We start from the raw sequence: 15,125 nt of genomic DNA on the forward strand, positions 1-15,125 counted from the left end.
AATCTGCCGCGCGCAAGGCTAGGCGGGCTGGCCATGACTTACGACGTGCATATCATCGGTGGCGGCCTCGCCGGATCTGAAGCAGCCTGGCAACTGGCTCGGCGCGGCGCACGCGTGCGCCTTTCGGAAATGCGCGGCGGCGGCGACATGAGTCCGGCGCACCAGGGCACCGGCCTTGCAGAGCTGGTCTGCTCGAACAGCTTCCGCTCCGACGACAGCGAAAAGAATGCTGTGGGCCTGCTTCACCACGAAATGCGCCAGCTCGATTCGCTGGTCATGGCAGCGGCCGCCGTAGCGCAGGTTCCGGCCGGATCGGCGCTGGCGGTCGATCGGGATGTGTTTTCGGGCGAGGTCGAAGCCGCGCTTGCTGCACAGCCGAGCCTTACGGTCGTGCGCGAAAGGATCGATACTCTGCCCGTCGCCGGCCTGACCATCGTCGCTACCGGACCGCTGACGGCGGCCAGCCTTGCACAAAGCATCGGCGGGGCAACCGGCGCGGAAAGCCTTGCCTTTTTCGATGCGATTGCGCCGATCGTCTATCGCGACACAATCGACATGGACGTGTGCTGGATGGCGAGCCGCTGGGACAAGGGCGAGACCAAGGACTACATCAACTGTCCCATGACGCGTGAGCAGTACCTCGCCTTCCGCGACGGGTTGCTGACCGGCGACAAGACCGAATTCCGCGAATGGGAAGCCAACACCCCCTATTTCGAGGGCTGCATGCCAATCGAGGTCATGGCCGAGCGCGGCGAGGACACCCTGCGCTTCGGGCCGATGAAGCCGGTCGGCCTCGACAATCCGCACGAAGCGACCGAGCAGTTTCCCAAAGGCCGCTGGCCCTATGCGGTGGTCCAGCTGCGCCAGGACAACAAGCTCGGCACCCTGTGGAACATGGTCGGCTTCCAGACCAAGCTGAAACACGCCGAACAGGTCAGGCTGTTCCGCACCATTCCGGGGCTGGAAAACGCCGAATTCGCCCGGCTCGGCGGTCTGCACCGCAACACCTTCCTCAATTCGCCGCAATTGCTCGATCGCCAGCTGCGCCTTAAATCCGCGCCGCACATCCGCTTTGCCGGTCAGATCACCGGCTGCGAAGGCTACGTCGAAAGCGCCGCAGTCGGCCTGATGGCCGGCCTGATGACCGCAGCCGAGATTGCGGGCGAAGAATGGACCGCCTTGCCGCGCACCACCGCCATGGGCGCGCTGCTGGCGCACATAACGGGCGATGCCGAGGCGGACAGCTACCAACCGATGAATGTCAATTTCGGTCTGTTTCCGCCGGTTCCGGCCGAGGTGAAAAAGAAAGTCCGCAAGGAAGCCTATACCGCGCGGGCCAAGGCCGACCTTGCCGAATGGAAGGCGGCTGCAGGCACCTGATCAGCACTTGCAGGCCGGCTTCTTTACCGGTTTGGGCTTGGTCGCCGCGAATTCCGCGCGGGTCAATTGTGCGTCGCCGTTGGCATCGGCCTTCTTGAAGCGATTCGACGTCGCAACCGCCCACTCCTCGAACGAAAGCAGGTTGTTGCGATCGCTGTCGAGCTTGCGGAACGCCGCCACCCGTGGCGCAAGCGCCTCGCCCCGGGCAATCAGGTTGTCCCGGTTACCGTCGAGCCGATTGAAGCGCTTCTCCTCGCGCGTTGTTTCGTTGACCTCGGGCAGCCTTGCGCCGCGCAGCCCCGCGCCGTCCTCCTCCGGAATCTCCTCGATCTCGCCAGCATCGCCGCTGGCCTCGCTCCCGGCTGGCTGGGGCATCGGCGGGGCGGCGGCTTCGGTTGCGGCGCGGCCCTGCCACCAAAACAGGCCCGACGCGGCAAGCAGCAGGGCAGACACAGCGCCAAGCACAATCCGGTTCATTGTCGAGCGATTCCCGTCGGTTGCAAGCCTGGAAACATAGTCTAAACGCCCAGCAAGCCAACCCTTGCCGCAACCAAAAGTGTTGCCGGCCCGCCTTGCGACCCAGCCCGTCCCCGAGAACGACGGGCGAGCGCGTGAAGGATCGCCAGCGGCCGCAGAGGGCGGGACACGCGCGGGCGGCGCCAATCGGCACGCTCTGCCAGATCCTGTGCCAGGGCGCCGTGCGGCGATGGCATGCGCGACATGTCGGCAAGGGCCCAGGCCATGGCGGCAGGGCCGGCATCGGCATCGCCCGTCCCGCCCAGCCCCGTGATCCAGCCAGCTCTCGCAGCCGCAATGTGTTCAAGCGGTTCGGCATGCTGGCCATCGGCATCGAGAAGGACCTCTTCCCACGCGTCGACCAGCGCAGACAAAGCCCGACGGCTGACTTGCGAGGCATGGATCAGTCTGAGCAGCGGCTCGCCGCCCGGCGGCGCATCCGCAGCCAGGCGATCGCGCCACCACGCCAGGCGGATCTGCCCCAGCATCGTCTCGCGCGACGACAGGACGATCCGTGCGAGCCGCACATCGAGTGCCAGACCGGCAGTCCAGCCACCTCTGGACACACTCGGCGCATAGGCGAGCGCAAGGCGCTGCTCGACCGGAAGCGTGTCGAGGATCGATGTGTCGTTCATTCGCGCCTCATACAGCCCGAACACAGGCCCGCAAACGGGGCTCCGCTAAACGGTTGTTAACCTTGCTCCTTCAAGGACGGAAAACCGTGATGCCCTATTCGCGTCATGTTGAATGGCCAATTTTGCATTCGGGGGCACGATGCTGAACAGTTTCAAGCGATCGATGGAGCGCCTCAAGCGGCAGACCAGCGGCAACGCCACCATGCTCGTGGCGGCCGGGCTGCCTGCGCTGATCGGTGCTGCCGGCCTCGGCGTGGACACCGCGCAATGGTACATGTGGAAACGCGAGATGCAGTATGCCGCGGATCAGGCCGCCCTCGCCGGGGCCTGGTCGCTGGTCGGCGGAAGCCAGGGAACGTCCTATGTCACGCGCGCGAAACAGGAGCTGAGCGCAAACCTTCAGCAAGTCACTTTCGCCGGAACGCCGACGGTCAACACGGCCAAGTGGTTGGGCAGTTCGGTCGACAACAGCGTCGTTGTCAGTTTCAGCGCCAGCAAGAAGCTGCCCTTCAGCTCGTTCCTGACTCAGAAGGGCGTGACGATCTCGGCCCGGGCCCAGGCCGTCTACCAGCAGGGGCGTTCTTTCACGTCATGCCTTATCGCGGTCGATCCTGAAACGCGCGGTGCGATCACCATCGGCGGCAACGCCTACATCGTCACCGGCTGCGGCGCAGCGGCGCTATCGGATAACGAGGAATCGGTCATCAAGAACGGCAATGCCGTGTTCGAAGTGGGCTGGATCGTCTCGCAGGGCGGGATCGACAGCGATTTCGACGACGGCAAGACCGAACTGTGGGAAAACCAGACCGACCTAAGCGATCCCTTCGCAAAGTTGACGCCCCCGGACAATCCGACTCCGCAAACGTTGACCTGCACGACCGGGAGCACGGTCTACACCGCGGCCGTCACGGTCACGACGGACCGCTATTCGCAGGTGATGACCAGCACCAACGGTAACTCGTGGAAGACCAGCGGAAGCCGCGTGTTGTTGACCCATGCGACCGACACGAGGCAGATCGAGGTCGCCAAGCAGGCGCGCGTCGGCCAGAAGGTGATCGACAACAACTCGACCGAAATGGGCACCGTCACGCTCACCAAGTCGGGTTACACCCGGACCGACATCATCACGGTCGAAGTCGGGACGATCGCCTCGATCGCCGAAAAGACCCTGGTTGGCGGCGCCTATCCGAAGCCGGGCACATATTCAGGTTTCCAGATCTCGTGCGACACCACGATGGCCAAGGGGGTCTACGTGATCGACGGCGGCGTTCTGTCGATCAACGCCACCAACAAGCTGATCGGCGATGGCGTCATGTTCGTTCTGAAGAACGGCGCAGGCATCCGCATCAACGGCAGCTCCAACGTGTTCCTGCGCCCGATGACCTACGAAGAAATGGTCGCACCCGAATACGGCAACATGTCGGGCACACAGGCCACCGCGCTCAAGGACATGCTGATCTTCGAAGACCGCAATTCCGTCGGTGACGACAATGACAAGATCAACGGTACGGCCGGCATGGTCATCAACGGCACCGTCTACCTGCCGAAGAGCAAGCTGACCTTCGATGGCACTACTACGGTGACATTGGGCTGCTTCGTCATCGCCGCCGCCCAAATCGTCATCGAAGGCACGGCCCACATGGAGCGCTTCTGCGCGACGACGGACGATACCGGCGGCGTCGTGGTCGGCGGATCGACCGATACGGTCAGGCTGGTCAAATGATCAGCCTCCTTGCCCGCCTTCTCCGTGACAACGCCGGAACGGCCGTCGTCGAAACGGCGCTTGTCACCCCTGCCCTGTTGTTGATGAGCCTTGGCACCTACCAGGTCAGCCAGGTCGTCGCGCGTCAGCACGAGCTTCAATCGGGCGCCGACCAGGCGATGTCGATCGCTCTTGCCGGCTGGTCGGACAACACGACGCAGATCGACGCCATGCGCGCGGTGATCAAGCGTTCAACCGGGGTTTCCGATGACAAGATCACCATCGAGCGCATCTTCCGCTGCAACGAGGACCCGGACTACGTGACCGACAAGGCCACATGCCCGGCGGACGCAATCATAGCGACCTTCCTCAAGTTGAAGCTAAATGACACCTACAATCCCACCTGGACCAAGATGGGCGTCGGCAAGCCGATCAACCTTGGCGTTACGCGCATGGTGCAGGTCTCATGATCGCGATGCTCCTCAAACGCATCGCGAGGCGGAGCGACGGGTCCGCTTTGGTCGAGTTCGCGCTCGTTGCGCCCTTGCTGATCACCATGGTGCTGGGCGTCATTCAGGCCGGCCTGTGGATGAGCGCCTACAACTCGGTGCGGTCGGCGGCCAATGACACCGGGCGATGGACCACGGTGGAATACCAGAATGGCAACCGCAGGACGAACAGCGAGATAGCCATCGAAGCGCGCCGCCGCGCGACGACCGCCCCCTATGGGCTCCTCGGTTCGGGCGTGACCGTCTATGTGTCGGATTCCGCAACGCAGTCGATTTCGAAGGTGACCGAAAAGTCGCTGCGGATCGTCTACCAGATGCCCAACGTGATGGGCTTTGCCAGCATCGGCGCGATCAAGATCGAACATACGCGGCCGTTGTTCGTCAAGGAATCGATCTAGCTCGCACAGCATGGCTGAATACAGGCCCCGGGCGCCAAGCGCGCACCGGGGCCCGTCCGTTTTCAGCGATAGCAAACCTTGCGGACGGCTTCCGCAATCCGGGCGGCATCGATGATCGCCGCCTTTTCGAGGTTCGCGGCATAGGGCAACGGCACGTCTTCGTTGCAGACCCGCAGGACCGGCGCATCGAGGTGATCGAAACCCTCTTCCATGCAGATCGCCTGGACTTCCGAGGCGATCGAGCAGACCGGCCAGCCTTCCTCGGCGATGACGAGGCGGTTGGTCTTGGCCAGCGAAGCGAGGATCGCCGCCTTGTCGAGCGGGCGCAGGGTGCGCAGGTCGATAACCTCGGCGTCGATGCCTTCTCCGGCGAGAGCCTCGGCCGCGTCCAGCGCCATGCCGACCCCGATCGAGTAGCTGACGATGGTCACGTCGCTGCCTTCACGCATGGTCCGGGCCTTGCCGATGGGCAGGACGTGGTCGTCCAGTTCGGGCAGTTCGAAGCTGCGGCCGTAGACCAACTCGTTTTCGAGGAATACGACCGGATCTTCGCTGCGGATCGCGGCCTTCATCAGGCCCTTCGCGTCCGATGCGTCGTAAGGGGCAATCACGATCAGGCCGGGCACACTGGCATACCAGGGACCGTAATTCTGGCTGTGCTGCGCGCCGACCCGGCTCGCCGCGCCGTTGGGACCGCGAAACACGACCGGGCAGCGCATTTGGCCGCCCGACATGTAGTTGGTCTTGGCGGCCGAATTGATGATGTGGTCGATCGCCTGCATCGCGAAGTTGAAGGTCATGAACTCGACGATCGGACGAAGCCCGCCCATTGCCGCGCCGGTGCCGATCCCGGCAAAGCCGTATTCGGTGATCGGCGTGTCGATTACCCGCTTGGGGCCAAATTCATCGAGCAGGCCTTGGGTCACCTTGTAGGCCCCCTGGTATTCGGCCACTTCCTCACCCATGACGAAGACGCGGTCGTCGCGGCGCATTTCCTCGGCCATGGCGTCGCGCAACGCTTCACGCACGGTCGACATCTTCATGTTGGTGCCTGCGGGGACTGCCGGATCGGCCTTGCGCAGCGCCGGCGCCGGTCGCGCCGCTGCGGCAGGCGCAGGAGCTTCGGCGGCAGGGACGGCTTCGGTCTTGGCCGCAAGCGTCGGGGCAGCTTCGCCCTCGCCGATCGTGGCGATCACGGTGCCGACCTTCACGCCTTCGGTCCCCTCCGGAATAAGGATCGCACCGATCTTGCCTTCGTCGACGGCTTCGAATTCCATCGTCGCCTTGTCCGTCTCGATTTCGGCGAGGATATCGCCCGAGCGAACCTCGTCGCCTTCCTTGACCAGCCATTTGGCCAGCGTCCCTTCTTCCATGGTCGGGGACAGCGCGGGCATCTTGAGTTCGATGGTCATCTCAATAGCTCTCCACCAGGACGTCGGTGTAGAGTTCGGTCATCTCGGGCTCCGGCGACGATTCAGCAAAGTCCGCGGCTTCGGCCACCTGGGCGCGGATCCGCTTGTCGATATCCTTGATCGCCTCCTCGCTCACGCCGCGCTTCAGCAGCTCGGCCTTGGCGGCGTCGATCGGATCGTGCTTGTCGCGCATCTCCTGCACTTCCTCGCGCGTGCGGTATTTGGCAGGGTCGGACATCGAGTGGCCGCGGTAGCGATAGGTCTTGAGTTCCATCAGCACGGGGCCCTTGCCCTCGCGAACGTGGGCGAGCGCCACTTCTGCCGCTGCCCGCACCTCGAGAACGTCCATGCCGTTGACGTCCAATCCAGGGATGCGGAACGCCGTGCCGCGGCGGTAGAAATGGGTTTCGGCCGAGCCGCGCTTGACCGCCGTGCCCATCGCGTAACCATTGTTCTCGACCACGAAGACGATCGGCAGGTTCCACAGGGCGGCCATGTTGAACGCCTCGTAGACCTGGCCCTGGTTCGAAGCGCCGTCGCCGAAATAGGCCATGCAGACGCCGCCGTCCTCGCGGTACTTGTGCGCGAAGGCGAGGCCGGCGCCCAGCGGCACCTGCGCTCCGACGATGCCGTGGCCGCCATAGAACTTGTGATCGACGCTGAACATGTGCATCGACCCGCCCTTGCCCTTCGAAATCCCGGCGCCGCGACCCGTCAATTCCGCCATGATCACCTTGGGATCGATGCCATACGCCAGCATATGACCATGATCGCGATAACCGGTAATCACGCTGTCCTTGCCGGTGTCGAGCGCGCTTTGGAGGCCGACTGCCACGGCTTCCTGGCCGATGTAGAGGTGGCAGAAGCCACCGATCAGACCCAGGCCGTAAAGCTGGCCCGCCTTCTCCTCGAAGCGGCGGATCAGAACCATCTGTTCATAGAAGGCAAGAAGGTCGGCATCAGAGGCATCGTAACGCGGCCTGGCGTCAAAAGCCTCTTGCAAGCTGCGCAAAGCGAAGGTGGAATCGTCAGCCGCGGGAGCGGCTGGCTTCTTTGCAGGCGGCGTTTTGGCCAATTTAGGAATCCCCCGGGAAGCGTTGGTTCGCCCGCCTATAAGCGCAAGCATCCGTAAGGGAAACAGCCCCATACGTATTTTGTGACGGGACGGCGCAGAACGCCGCCAGCCGGCCTATTTGTCGAGGAGCATCACCATTTCGTCGGGATGAACGACGTTGAGATTGCGGCGGACCAGTTCGCCCGCGATGTCGGGATCGACGTGGTTGGGATCGAGGAGCGCCACGCGATTGCGCAGTTCGTCACGCTCGGCGATCAGCACCTGCAATTCATGTTCGCGCTGCTTGAGCAGGCGATTGTTTTCGCTCCATGCCAGGACGCCCGATGGCCCGGCCAGAGCAAGACCGCCCATGGTGAGCAGGCAGCAGAGCGCAACGACCTGAGTCGTCTGCTCCTTCGCCAATTTCGGTTTGCCCCGTGATCCCCGCATGGAGGTTAAGAATCATAAATGATTCAATCGTTCAAGCACAAAACGTCGAACCGCGCGAAAAGATGCGCCCGGGGCATGAAGCTCCGGGCGCATCGGCGTGTCGGGCTGATCAGCGGAGGGAGGGGTCGCTCAGCCGCCCACGCTCTGGTTTTCGTTTGTTACGAACCGCTTGCGGCTGGATTCGCAGCGGCGTCCTGTTGTGCGGCGAGGCTTTCGATCTGCGCTTCGCCCATCGCCGAGACGAGCAGCGAACCGTCGGCCGAAAAGTTCGTGGCCGGCAGCAGCGCGGTTGCATCGCCAGCCTTGACCAGCAGGCCCGTGATCCGCCCCTTGGCGTCCGTCAAGACCTGGCGCACCTTGCCAATCTTGTCGCCCGCCGTATCGAACACGGTCGTGCCCGGCGTGATCGACAGCCCGCCGGCCGCGTTGGCAGTAGCGGCCAGGTCTGCACCGAGGCCGAGGTTGCCCGTTTCGCCGCCCGGCGCCGTACCACCGGAGTTGCCGGCACGCGCGCCAGCGGTCCCGGTCACTGCGCCAGTCACCGAGGTTCCGAGCGAAGCGCCGCTAGCTACCGCGGAATTGGAGTTGTCGCGCAGGGTCGCCACCGTGCCGGTGGCCTGTTCCTTGACCGCAGAACCGGTCGCAGCGACCTTGTCCCTGGTACCGGCCAGTGCGCCGCGAACCGCGTCGGTTCCGATCAGTTGTGCGTCCGCGCCAGCACCGGCCTGGCCCTGGGCCGAGCCGGCGAGCGCGCCAGTCAGGTTATTGCCGCCGACAGACAGGCTCTTGCCGAGCGAACCGGCAGCCGAACCGCTGGCCGATCCCGACGCCGAGGCCTTGCCCGAGCGGGTGTCGATGCTCTTGCTGGCGGCTCCGTTCGCTGCCGCGGTGCCTCTGGCAATTGCCCCGGCGTCGATGGCGGGAACGCTCGGCAGGGCCTTCGGAACCGACGGCAGCGTCGGCAGGGTGGGAACGCGCGGCAGGTTGGGAACGGCGCTGATGCCGCCGCCAAGCCCGCCGCCGAGGCCGCCAAGGATCTGGGCGTGGGCCGATGTGGTAACGGCAAGCAGCGCGACGGCCGAAAGGGTGGCAAAAGTTTTCATGGCAATTGTCCTTCTTCAATTCCGCAAACGACCGGTCGAAAACCGGCCGCTCGAAAGGACAACGAGTGCTGCTCCGGGAAAAATTCACCTTCGGCGAAAAAAGTCCGAAGGCGCCATGTTCAACGGCACCACTCACATAGCAGGCCGCGGCCGCTGCGCGGATCGGGGCGTTGCTTGCCAAGCAGCCTTGCCTCGTTATCGAGGGCTGGAACGAGGCTGCGAGCATCGGCACCGGCCTGCAAAGCAGCAGCAGCCCGCGCCGCGACGAGTGGAGTCGCATAGGACGTGCCGCGAACGGCCATGCGGCGGCCTGCCGCATTGAGCGCAGCGATATCGGCGCCAGGCGCGGCATAGTCGAGATGGAGGGCCCGCCCCGCCTCGATCAGCGGCCGATTGCGCTTGTCGACCGCGGTCACGGCGAGAACGCCCGCGTAGGATGCAGGAAACGATGGAGGTGCCGCAGGCCCGTCGTTCCCGACCGCCGCCACCACCACCACGCCTTTGGCCCGCGCACCGTCGACGGCGCGTTGCAGGACGGGGCTTCGCGGCCCGACCAGACTGATGGAGACGACGCGCACTCCCTGCCCCACCAGCCAGTTCATCCCGCGCACGATGGCCAATGCGTTACCGCCGGCGGGATCGCGGCCATAGACATCGGCCACGAACAACCGCTGTACGCCCGCCCCTGCCGCAAGCGAAGCGACCGCACTGCCGTGGTTGCTGGCCGTAGGCGCGCCCACCGCGAAGCCGCGCAGACCGGCTACCGGCTGGGCGGGTGCGCCGTCGATCAGGCCAACCGGCACTGCGATGGGGCCGCGGCGAAGGCCCGCAGGCGCGGACGCTCCCGTGCTGTTCGCACCCCCGCTCTGGAAATGGAGGGCATCGCTCGACACCGATAGCGCGGGAAGCTCACGGGCGAGCAGTCGCTGCGCTTCGGCGAGGTCCATGCCGGTGGGCACGCTCAATTCGGTGACGGCCATATCGAGATCGTCGAGCCGGGTTGCTCCCCCGGCCGCAAAGCCCAGTGCGGCAAGCCGCGCGGCATCGCCATCCTGGAGGTCGAGGGCCAGCAAGGTACCGCGCCTGGCTGGCTGCCCGTCGATGTCGCGTTCCATCGTGGTCCGGTTCTGGCGCAGCAGGGCCGCGATTCTGTCGAGGCGGGCTAGACGCAAGGTCTCGCTCGTCCTGGCCAGGGTGCCGCGCGCCACATCGCCCACCTGACCGAGCGCGCTCGTCAACCGATCGCCAATGCCCGAAACGACCGGCACCTGCGGCAATGCAAGCTGCGCACCAAGCGGAGCCGCAAGTCCGAGGCTCAAGGCCAACAGGATCGGGGATTGCCAGCGTTGCATGGTGCCTCTTAGCCAAAAAATTGCTTAATCGTGGATGAAACGACGGATCGGGTTCGTTTCATCCAAGGAAGGGCCACATTGGCACACGACGACGACTTTCTGGACGGCATAACCGCGCTTCTGCCTCGCCTGCGCCGCTTCGCGCACGGGCTGGCGCGCAATGCCGCCGACGCCGACGATTTGTGCCAGGCCGCGGTCGAACGCGCCCTGACCTCGCGCCAGCAATGGCAGGAGGGCACGCGCCTGGATAGCTGGATGTACCGGATAATGCGCAATCTTTTCATCGATCAAACCCGCAGCGGCACGCGCCGGGCCAGGACCTTCGTCGACGCCGAGGAAGGCATGACGGTCGGTCAGTCCGGCGGCCAGGAAGCAGCGGTCGAGCTGTCGATGGTCGATCGCGCGATGGCTGCGCTCCCCGACGAGCAGCGCGAGGCCGTGCTGCTCGTCATGGTCGAGGGTTACAAATATTCCGAGGCGGCGGAGATCGTCGGCTGTCCGGTCGGCACCCTGACCTCACGGCTGCTGCGCGGACGGGAAGCCTTGATGACAAGACTGGGAGACGGCGCATGACCATTTCTCCTGAAATGCTGGCCGCCTACGCCGATGGCGAGCTGGACGAGCTCGGCACGGCCCGGGTCGAGCGTGCCCTGAATGAGGACCCCGCTCTGGCCGAGCAGCTGGAGGCCTTAATGTCGCTCAAGACAACGCTTTCGGCCCATTACGACCCCATTCTGGTTCAGCCAGTGCCTGCCATCCTGACCGCACCGATCGCGGCTGCGGCCAGGATCGTCGATCTGGGATCGGTGCGGGCTGCACGACGGCGCTGGTTCGAACGCCCGGCGCTGCGCTATGGCGGCGGAGCTATCGCGGCCGCGTTTGCCCTCGCCCTGTTCGTGTTTGCGGGCCGTCAGGGCGCGGGACCGACGGACCTGGTCGAGCCGTCGCTGGCCAGCGCGCTCGACCACCAGCGCTCGGGCGTCGCCGGACCGGACGGAACGACCGTCCTGCTTTCGTTCCGGGATCGCGCCGGGACGCTGTGCCGCGGTTATGCCGCAAAGGCCGGGTCGGGCATCGCCTGCCACGACGACAAGGGATGGACCGTCCGCGTCCGCGGCGGCGCGGGCGAAGCGATGCAAGGCGACTATCGCCAGGCCGGGACCGGAGACGCGGCCGTCATGGCCGCCGCGCAGGACATGGCCGCCGACGGCGCGCTAGACGCCGAACAGGAAGCGGCCGCGATCGCATCGGGATGGCAGCGCTAGCACTTGGCCCCGCCGCCGACACGGTTTATGGCGGGGACATGGACATCATCGCCACACGCCTGAGCGACTTCTGCCATTCCTGCTCGGTCCGCAACCGCGCGATCTGCGGGGGCCTCCATGACGACGAGATTGCCCTTCTCAACAACATCGGTCGGCGCCGCACGTTGAGGGCGGGCGAACAATTGTCCTGGGAGGGCGATGAAGCCGTTCTTGTGGCCAACGTGATCGACGGCGTACTCAAGCTGTCGACGCTCACCTCCGACGGCCGCGAGCAGATCCTTGGGCTGTCCTATTCGTCGGATTTTCTGGGCCGTCCCTTCGGGCAAACGACGCCTTACGACGTCGAAGCACTGACCGATGCGCAGGTCTGCGTGTTCCAGCGTGCCGAGTTCGACCGTTTCGCCCGCGAACACCCGCAGCTGGAGCACAAGCTGCTCGAGCGCACGCTCACCGAGCTGGACCGGACGCGCAAGTGGATGCTGATGCTGGGCCGCATGAATGCCGAGCAGAAACTGGCTTCGTTCCTGCTCGAACTGTCCAGTCGTCTCGCCCCCGGCGATTGCAGTTCCGATGACGATGCCTTGCAGTCGATCGAATTGCCGCTGTCGCGCCAGCAGATCGCCGACGTGCTCGGGCTCACGATCGAGACGGTCAGTCGCCAGATCGCAAAATTCCGCCGCGACGGGCTGATCGATGCTCCGTCGCGGCGGCAGGTTACGATCCTCGATAGGGAGAAGCTTGAGGATCGGGCAGTCTGCTAAGGCTCAGAAACGCTTGGCGATGCCGGCGCTGAGCACCCACGGATCGAGGCTGTGCTTGGTCTGGATCGCGAGGGTCTGCCCAGCGTACCAGCGCGCGGTCGTGTTCACGAAATAGCGCTTCGCATCGAGCGACAGGCCGAAGCCCGAATAGCCCAGGGCCACATCCACGCCCGCTTGCACAGCGACGCCCACTTCACTGCTCAGCGTGGTGCGCGTGACGCCGAGAGGCACGGTTGCCGCGCCAGGCTTGCTGTCGACCCACAGGAACCATGTCGGGCCCACACCGACGTAAGGCTTCACCGCCCCGACGGGCAGGTGATACTTCAGGGTGACCGTCGCCGGGATGACCTTCGCGTCGGCGACCAGTTCGGCCCCAAGAAGACCGGTCGTCGCATCGACATCGTGCTGGGTGATGCAGCAGATCGTCTCGACCGAGACGTTGTCGGTGAAGAAATACTCGACCGCCAGGGTGGGAACGTAATTGTCGTTCGCCGCGGTCTGCAGCGTTGCCGGCAGGCCGACAATGTCGGTGTCGACGCGGTCGATCTTGCCGTCGGGCAGGACAGCCGTACCGAGCAGCTTGACCTGCCACGGGTTGTCGGCGCCCGCATGGGCCGGCGCAGCCATGGCGCCCAGGAGGAGCGCCGCAAGCGCAGTCGTCTTCTTCATGTCTTACAAACCCCGCGATGCAGTGACCGCACCTTGCGGCCCAGGTTTTTTGCATCGCGATTGGCGGCTAGGCGCGGTTGCTCGCCGATTCCTTGATTCAGGTCAAACCGGCGCAAGTTCGTGCTACCAGTGTCCTTTGGGACGAGACAACGCGCTATTTCGGCTATTTTTGCGCTGGATCAATTCATTGACGACCCTCGCTGCGTACGGGCCGCCTGAACGGGACGGAGATTTACATGCAAGCGGAAGCGGCACTCGGGCGCGTCGGACTGTGGTTCCTGATCGCGCTATTGAGCGTAGGGGCCTATCTGGGGGCGAAGGACGCGGGATTTGCGGTGCACGCCGCATTGATCGGCGTCATTGCCCTGGGTTTCATGGTGGCATCGGCGCGGCGGTTCGATCCGCTCGGCCGGGCACGCGGTTTCTTCCGCATGCCCGAAGGCGATAGCCGCTACGACGACGATCCGGTTCGCTGGGCCACGCTGGCAACCATGATCTGGGGCATTACCGGATTCCTGGCCGGACTGTTCATCGCCGCGCAGCTGGCCTGGCCCATGTTGAACGTCGAGCCCTATCTCAACTTCGGCCGCGTTCGTCCTCTGCACACCAGCGCGGTGATCTTTGCGTTTGGCGGCAACGCGCTGATCGCAACCAGTTTCTATGTCGTGCAACGAACCTGCCGCACGCGCCTGGCTTTTCCCGCCCTCGCCCGTTTCGTCTTCTGGGGCTACCAGCTCTTCATCGTGCTTGCCGCCAGCGGCTATCTGCTCGGCATTACCGAGAGCAAGGAATACGCCGAACCCGAATGGTACGTCGACTGGTGGCTTACGCTGGTCTGGGTCAGCTACCTGGCAGTTTTCGTCGGCACGATCCTGCGCCGTCACGAGCCGCACATCTACGTCGCCAACTGGTTCTACCTGGCGTTCATCGTCACCGTGGCCATGCTCCACGTGGTCAACAACCTGGACGTCCCGGTCAGCTTCCTGGGATCGAAAAGCTATCCGCTGTTCGGGGGCGTCCAGGGCGCGCTGGTCCAGTGGTGGTATGGCCACAACGCGGTGGGGTTCTTCCTGACCGCCGGCTTCCTGGCCATGATGTACTATTTCGTGCCCAAGCAGGCCGAACGACCGGTCTATTCCTATCGCCTGTCGATCATCCACTTCTGGTCGCTGATCTTCCTCTACATCTGGGCCGGCCCGCACCACCTGCTCTACACCGCGCTGCCCGACTGGGCCCAGACGCTGGGGATGGTGTTCTCGATCATGCTGTGGATGCCCAGCTGGGGCGGAATGATCAACGGCCTCATGACGCTCAACGGCGCGTGGGACAAGGTCCGCACCGATCCGATCATCCGCATGATGGTCATGGCACTCGCCTTCTACGGCATGAGCACCTTCGAAGGCCCGATGCTGTCGATCAAGTTCTTCAACTCGCTGTCGCATTACACCGACTGGACCATCGGCCATGTCCATTCGGGCGCGCTCGGCTGGAACGGCATGATCACCTTCGCCTGCGTCTATTACCTGACGCCGCGCCTGTGGAAGCAAAGCCGCATGTATTCGCTGCGGATGATAAACTGGCACTTCTGGCTCGCGACGCTGGGGATCGTGTTCTACGCCTCCAGCATGTGGGTGGCCGGCATCACCCAGGGCCTGATGTGGCGCGAATATGGCGCCGACGGCTACCTGGTGAACAGCTTTGCCGACACGGTCGCCGCGATCAAGCCGATGTACATCATGCGCAGCTTCGGCGGCCTGCTCTACCTCGCCGGAGCGGGAATCATGGCCTACAATTTCGCCATGACCCTGGCCGGCAAGTTGCGCGACGAAGCGCCGATGACCGAAACTCCGCACGATCCTGCCGCCGACCGGCCACTGCCGGCCGCCGCGCCAGTCGCCGTCCCCGCTGAATAAGGGCCA

Annotated in this window: 16 protein-coding genes; 8 read left to right on the forward strand and 8 right to left on the reverse strand. The window is 64.6% G+C overall.

Going from position 1 to position 15,125, the window contains the following annotated elements; all coding sequences use genetic code 11:
- Positions 1 to 33: 33 nt before the first annotated feature.
- Entirely contained in the window at positions 34 to 1,380 is a 1,347-nt protein-coding gene (gene trmFO / locus B0I00_RS03480; protein WP_100865931.1) for a methylenetetrahydrofolate--tRNA-(uracil(54)-C(5))-methyltransferase (FADH(2)-oxidizing) TrmFO, read from the forward strand.
- On the opposite strand, the gene B0I00_RS03485 is transcribed toward trmFO, so the two are convergent.
- On the reverse strand, positions 1,381 to 1,857 hold the full coding sequence (locus tag B0I00_RS03485; protein WP_100865932.1) for an EF-hand domain-containing protein: 477 nt from the start codon (positions 1,855 to 1,857) through the stop codon (positions 1,381 to 1,383).
- 41 nt (positions 1,858 to 1,898) lie between these two features.
- Positions 1,899 to 2,531: a hypothetical protein gene (locus B0I00_RS03490; RefSeq protein ID WP_100865933.1), complete on the reverse strand. Its 633-nt coding sequence runs from the start codon at positions 2,529 to 2,531 to the stop codon at positions 1,899 to 1,901.
- Positions 2,532 to 2,643: 112 nt separating this feature from the next.
- Here B0I00_RS03490 and B0I00_RS03495 point away from each other — a divergent pair, with 112 nt between their 5' ends.
- Genes B0I00_RS03495 through B0I00_RS03505 form a run of 3 tightly spaced genes read left to right on the forward strand, consistent with a single transcriptional unit; the run spans position 2,644 to position 5,140 of the window.
- Positions 2,644 to 4,254 (forward strand): pilus assembly protein TadG-related protein, encoded by a 1,611-nt coding sequence (locus tag B0I00_RS03495; protein ID WP_100865934.1) that lies wholly within the window; start codon positions 2,644 to 2,646, stop codon positions 4,252 to 4,254.
- Positions 4,251 to 4,703, forward strand: coding sequence for a TadE/TadG family type IV pilus assembly protein (locus B0I00_RS03500; protein ID WP_100865935.1), 453 nt, complete (start codon positions 4,251 to 4,253; stop codon positions 4,701 to 4,703). Before B0I00_RS03495 ends, B0I00_RS03500 begins: the two co-directional genes overlap by 4 nt.
- On the forward strand, positions 4,700 to 5,140 hold the full coding sequence (locus B0I00_RS03505; protein ID WP_100865936.1) for a TadE/TadG family type IV pilus assembly protein: 441 nt from the start codon (positions 4,700 to 4,702) through the stop codon (positions 5,138 to 5,140). The genes B0I00_RS03500 and B0I00_RS03505 overlap by 4 nt, the downstream gene beginning before the upstream one ends.
- 62 nt (positions 5,141 to 5,202) lie before the next feature.
- Here B0I00_RS03505 and B0I00_RS03510 read toward each other — a convergent pair whose 3' ends face one another.
- The 5 genes from B0I00_RS03510 to B0I00_RS03530 all read right to left on the reverse strand — a co-directional run bounded on the left by B0I00_RS03510 (position 5,203) and on the right by B0I00_RS03530 (position 10,511).
- Positions 5,203 to 6,552, reverse strand: coding sequence for a pyruvate dehydrogenase complex E1 component subunit beta (locus tag B0I00_RS03510; RefSeq protein ID WP_100865937.1), 1,350 nt, complete (start codon positions 6,550 to 6,552; stop codon positions 5,203 to 5,205).
- Position 6,553: 1 nt separating this feature from the next.
- The gene (gene pdhA, locus B0I00_RS03515) at positions 6,554 to 7,678 is read right to left on the reverse strand and encodes a pyruvate dehydrogenase (acetyl-transferring) E1 component subunit alpha (protein WP_100865938.1); all 1,125 of its coding nucleotides are present in this window, start codon (positions 7,676 to 7,678) and stop codon (positions 6,554 to 6,556) included.
- Between the two features lie 63 nt (positions 7,679 to 7,741).
- Entirely contained in the window at positions 7,742 to 8,056 is a 315-nt protein-coding gene (locus B0I00_RS03520) for an FtsB family cell division protein (protein ID WP_100865939.1), read from the reverse strand.
- Between the two features lie 158 nt (positions 8,057 to 8,214).
- A complete protein-coding gene (locus B0I00_RS03525; RefSeq protein WP_100865940.1) occupies positions 8,215 to 9,159 on the reverse strand; it encodes a PRC-barrel domain-containing protein in 945 nt (314 codons plus the stop codon).
- A gap of 119 nt (positions 9,160 to 9,278) precedes the next feature.
- On the reverse strand, positions 9,279 to 10,511 hold the full coding sequence (locus tag B0I00_RS03530; protein WP_100865941.1) for a S8 family serine peptidase: 1,233 nt from the start codon (positions 10,509 to 10,511) through the stop codon (positions 9,279 to 9,281).
- Between the two features lie 78 nt (positions 10,512 to 10,589).
- Between B0I00_RS03530 and B0I00_RS03535 the strand changes: the two genes are divergently transcribed.
- The 3 genes from B0I00_RS03535 to B0I00_RS03545 are packed head-to-tail and all read left to right on the forward strand — an operon-like array spanning position 10,590 to position 12,537.
- Positions 10,590 to 11,084, forward strand: coding sequence for an RNA polymerase sigma factor (locus tag B0I00_RS03535; protein ID WP_232730136.1), 495 nt, complete (start codon positions 10,590 to 10,592; stop codon positions 11,082 to 11,084).
- Positions 11,081 to 11,776, forward strand: coding sequence for an anti-sigma factor family protein (locus B0I00_RS03540; protein ID WP_157812460.1), 696 nt, complete (start codon positions 11,081 to 11,083; stop codon positions 11,774 to 11,776). The genes B0I00_RS03535 and B0I00_RS03540 overlap by 4 nt, the downstream gene beginning before the upstream one ends.
- Positions 11,777 to 11,814: 38 nt before the next feature.
- A complete protein-coding gene (locus B0I00_RS03545) occupies positions 11,815 to 12,537 on the forward strand; it encodes a Crp/Fnr family transcriptional regulator (protein WP_100865943.1) in 723 nt (240 codons plus the stop codon).
- Between the two features lie 3 nt (positions 12,538 to 12,540).
- On the opposite strand, the gene B0I00_RS03550 is transcribed toward B0I00_RS03545, so the two are convergent.
- A complete protein-coding gene (locus tag B0I00_RS03550) occupies positions 12,541 to 13,206 on the reverse strand; it encodes an OmpW/AlkL family protein (RefSeq protein ID WP_100865944.1) in 666 nt (221 codons plus the stop codon).
- 236 nt (positions 13,207 to 13,442) lie between these two features.
- Here B0I00_RS03550 and ccoN point away from each other — a divergent pair, with 236 nt between their 5' ends.
- Positions 13,443 to 15,119 carry a cytochrome-c oxidase, cbb3-type subunit I gene (gene ccoN, locus B0I00_RS03555; RefSeq protein WP_100865945.1) on the forward strand — a complete coding sequence of 559 codons (1,677 nt, stop codon included), beginning with the start codon at positions 13,443 to 13,445 and terminating at the stop codon, positions 15,117 to 15,119.
- The last annotated feature ends 6 nt before the right edge of the window (positions 15,120 to 15,125 follow it).

This window comes from Novosphingobium kunmingense, assembly GCF_002813245.1.
GTDB lineage: Bacteria > Pseudomonadota > Alphaproteobacteria > Sphingomonadales > Sphingomonadaceae > Novosphingobium > Novosphingobium kunmingense.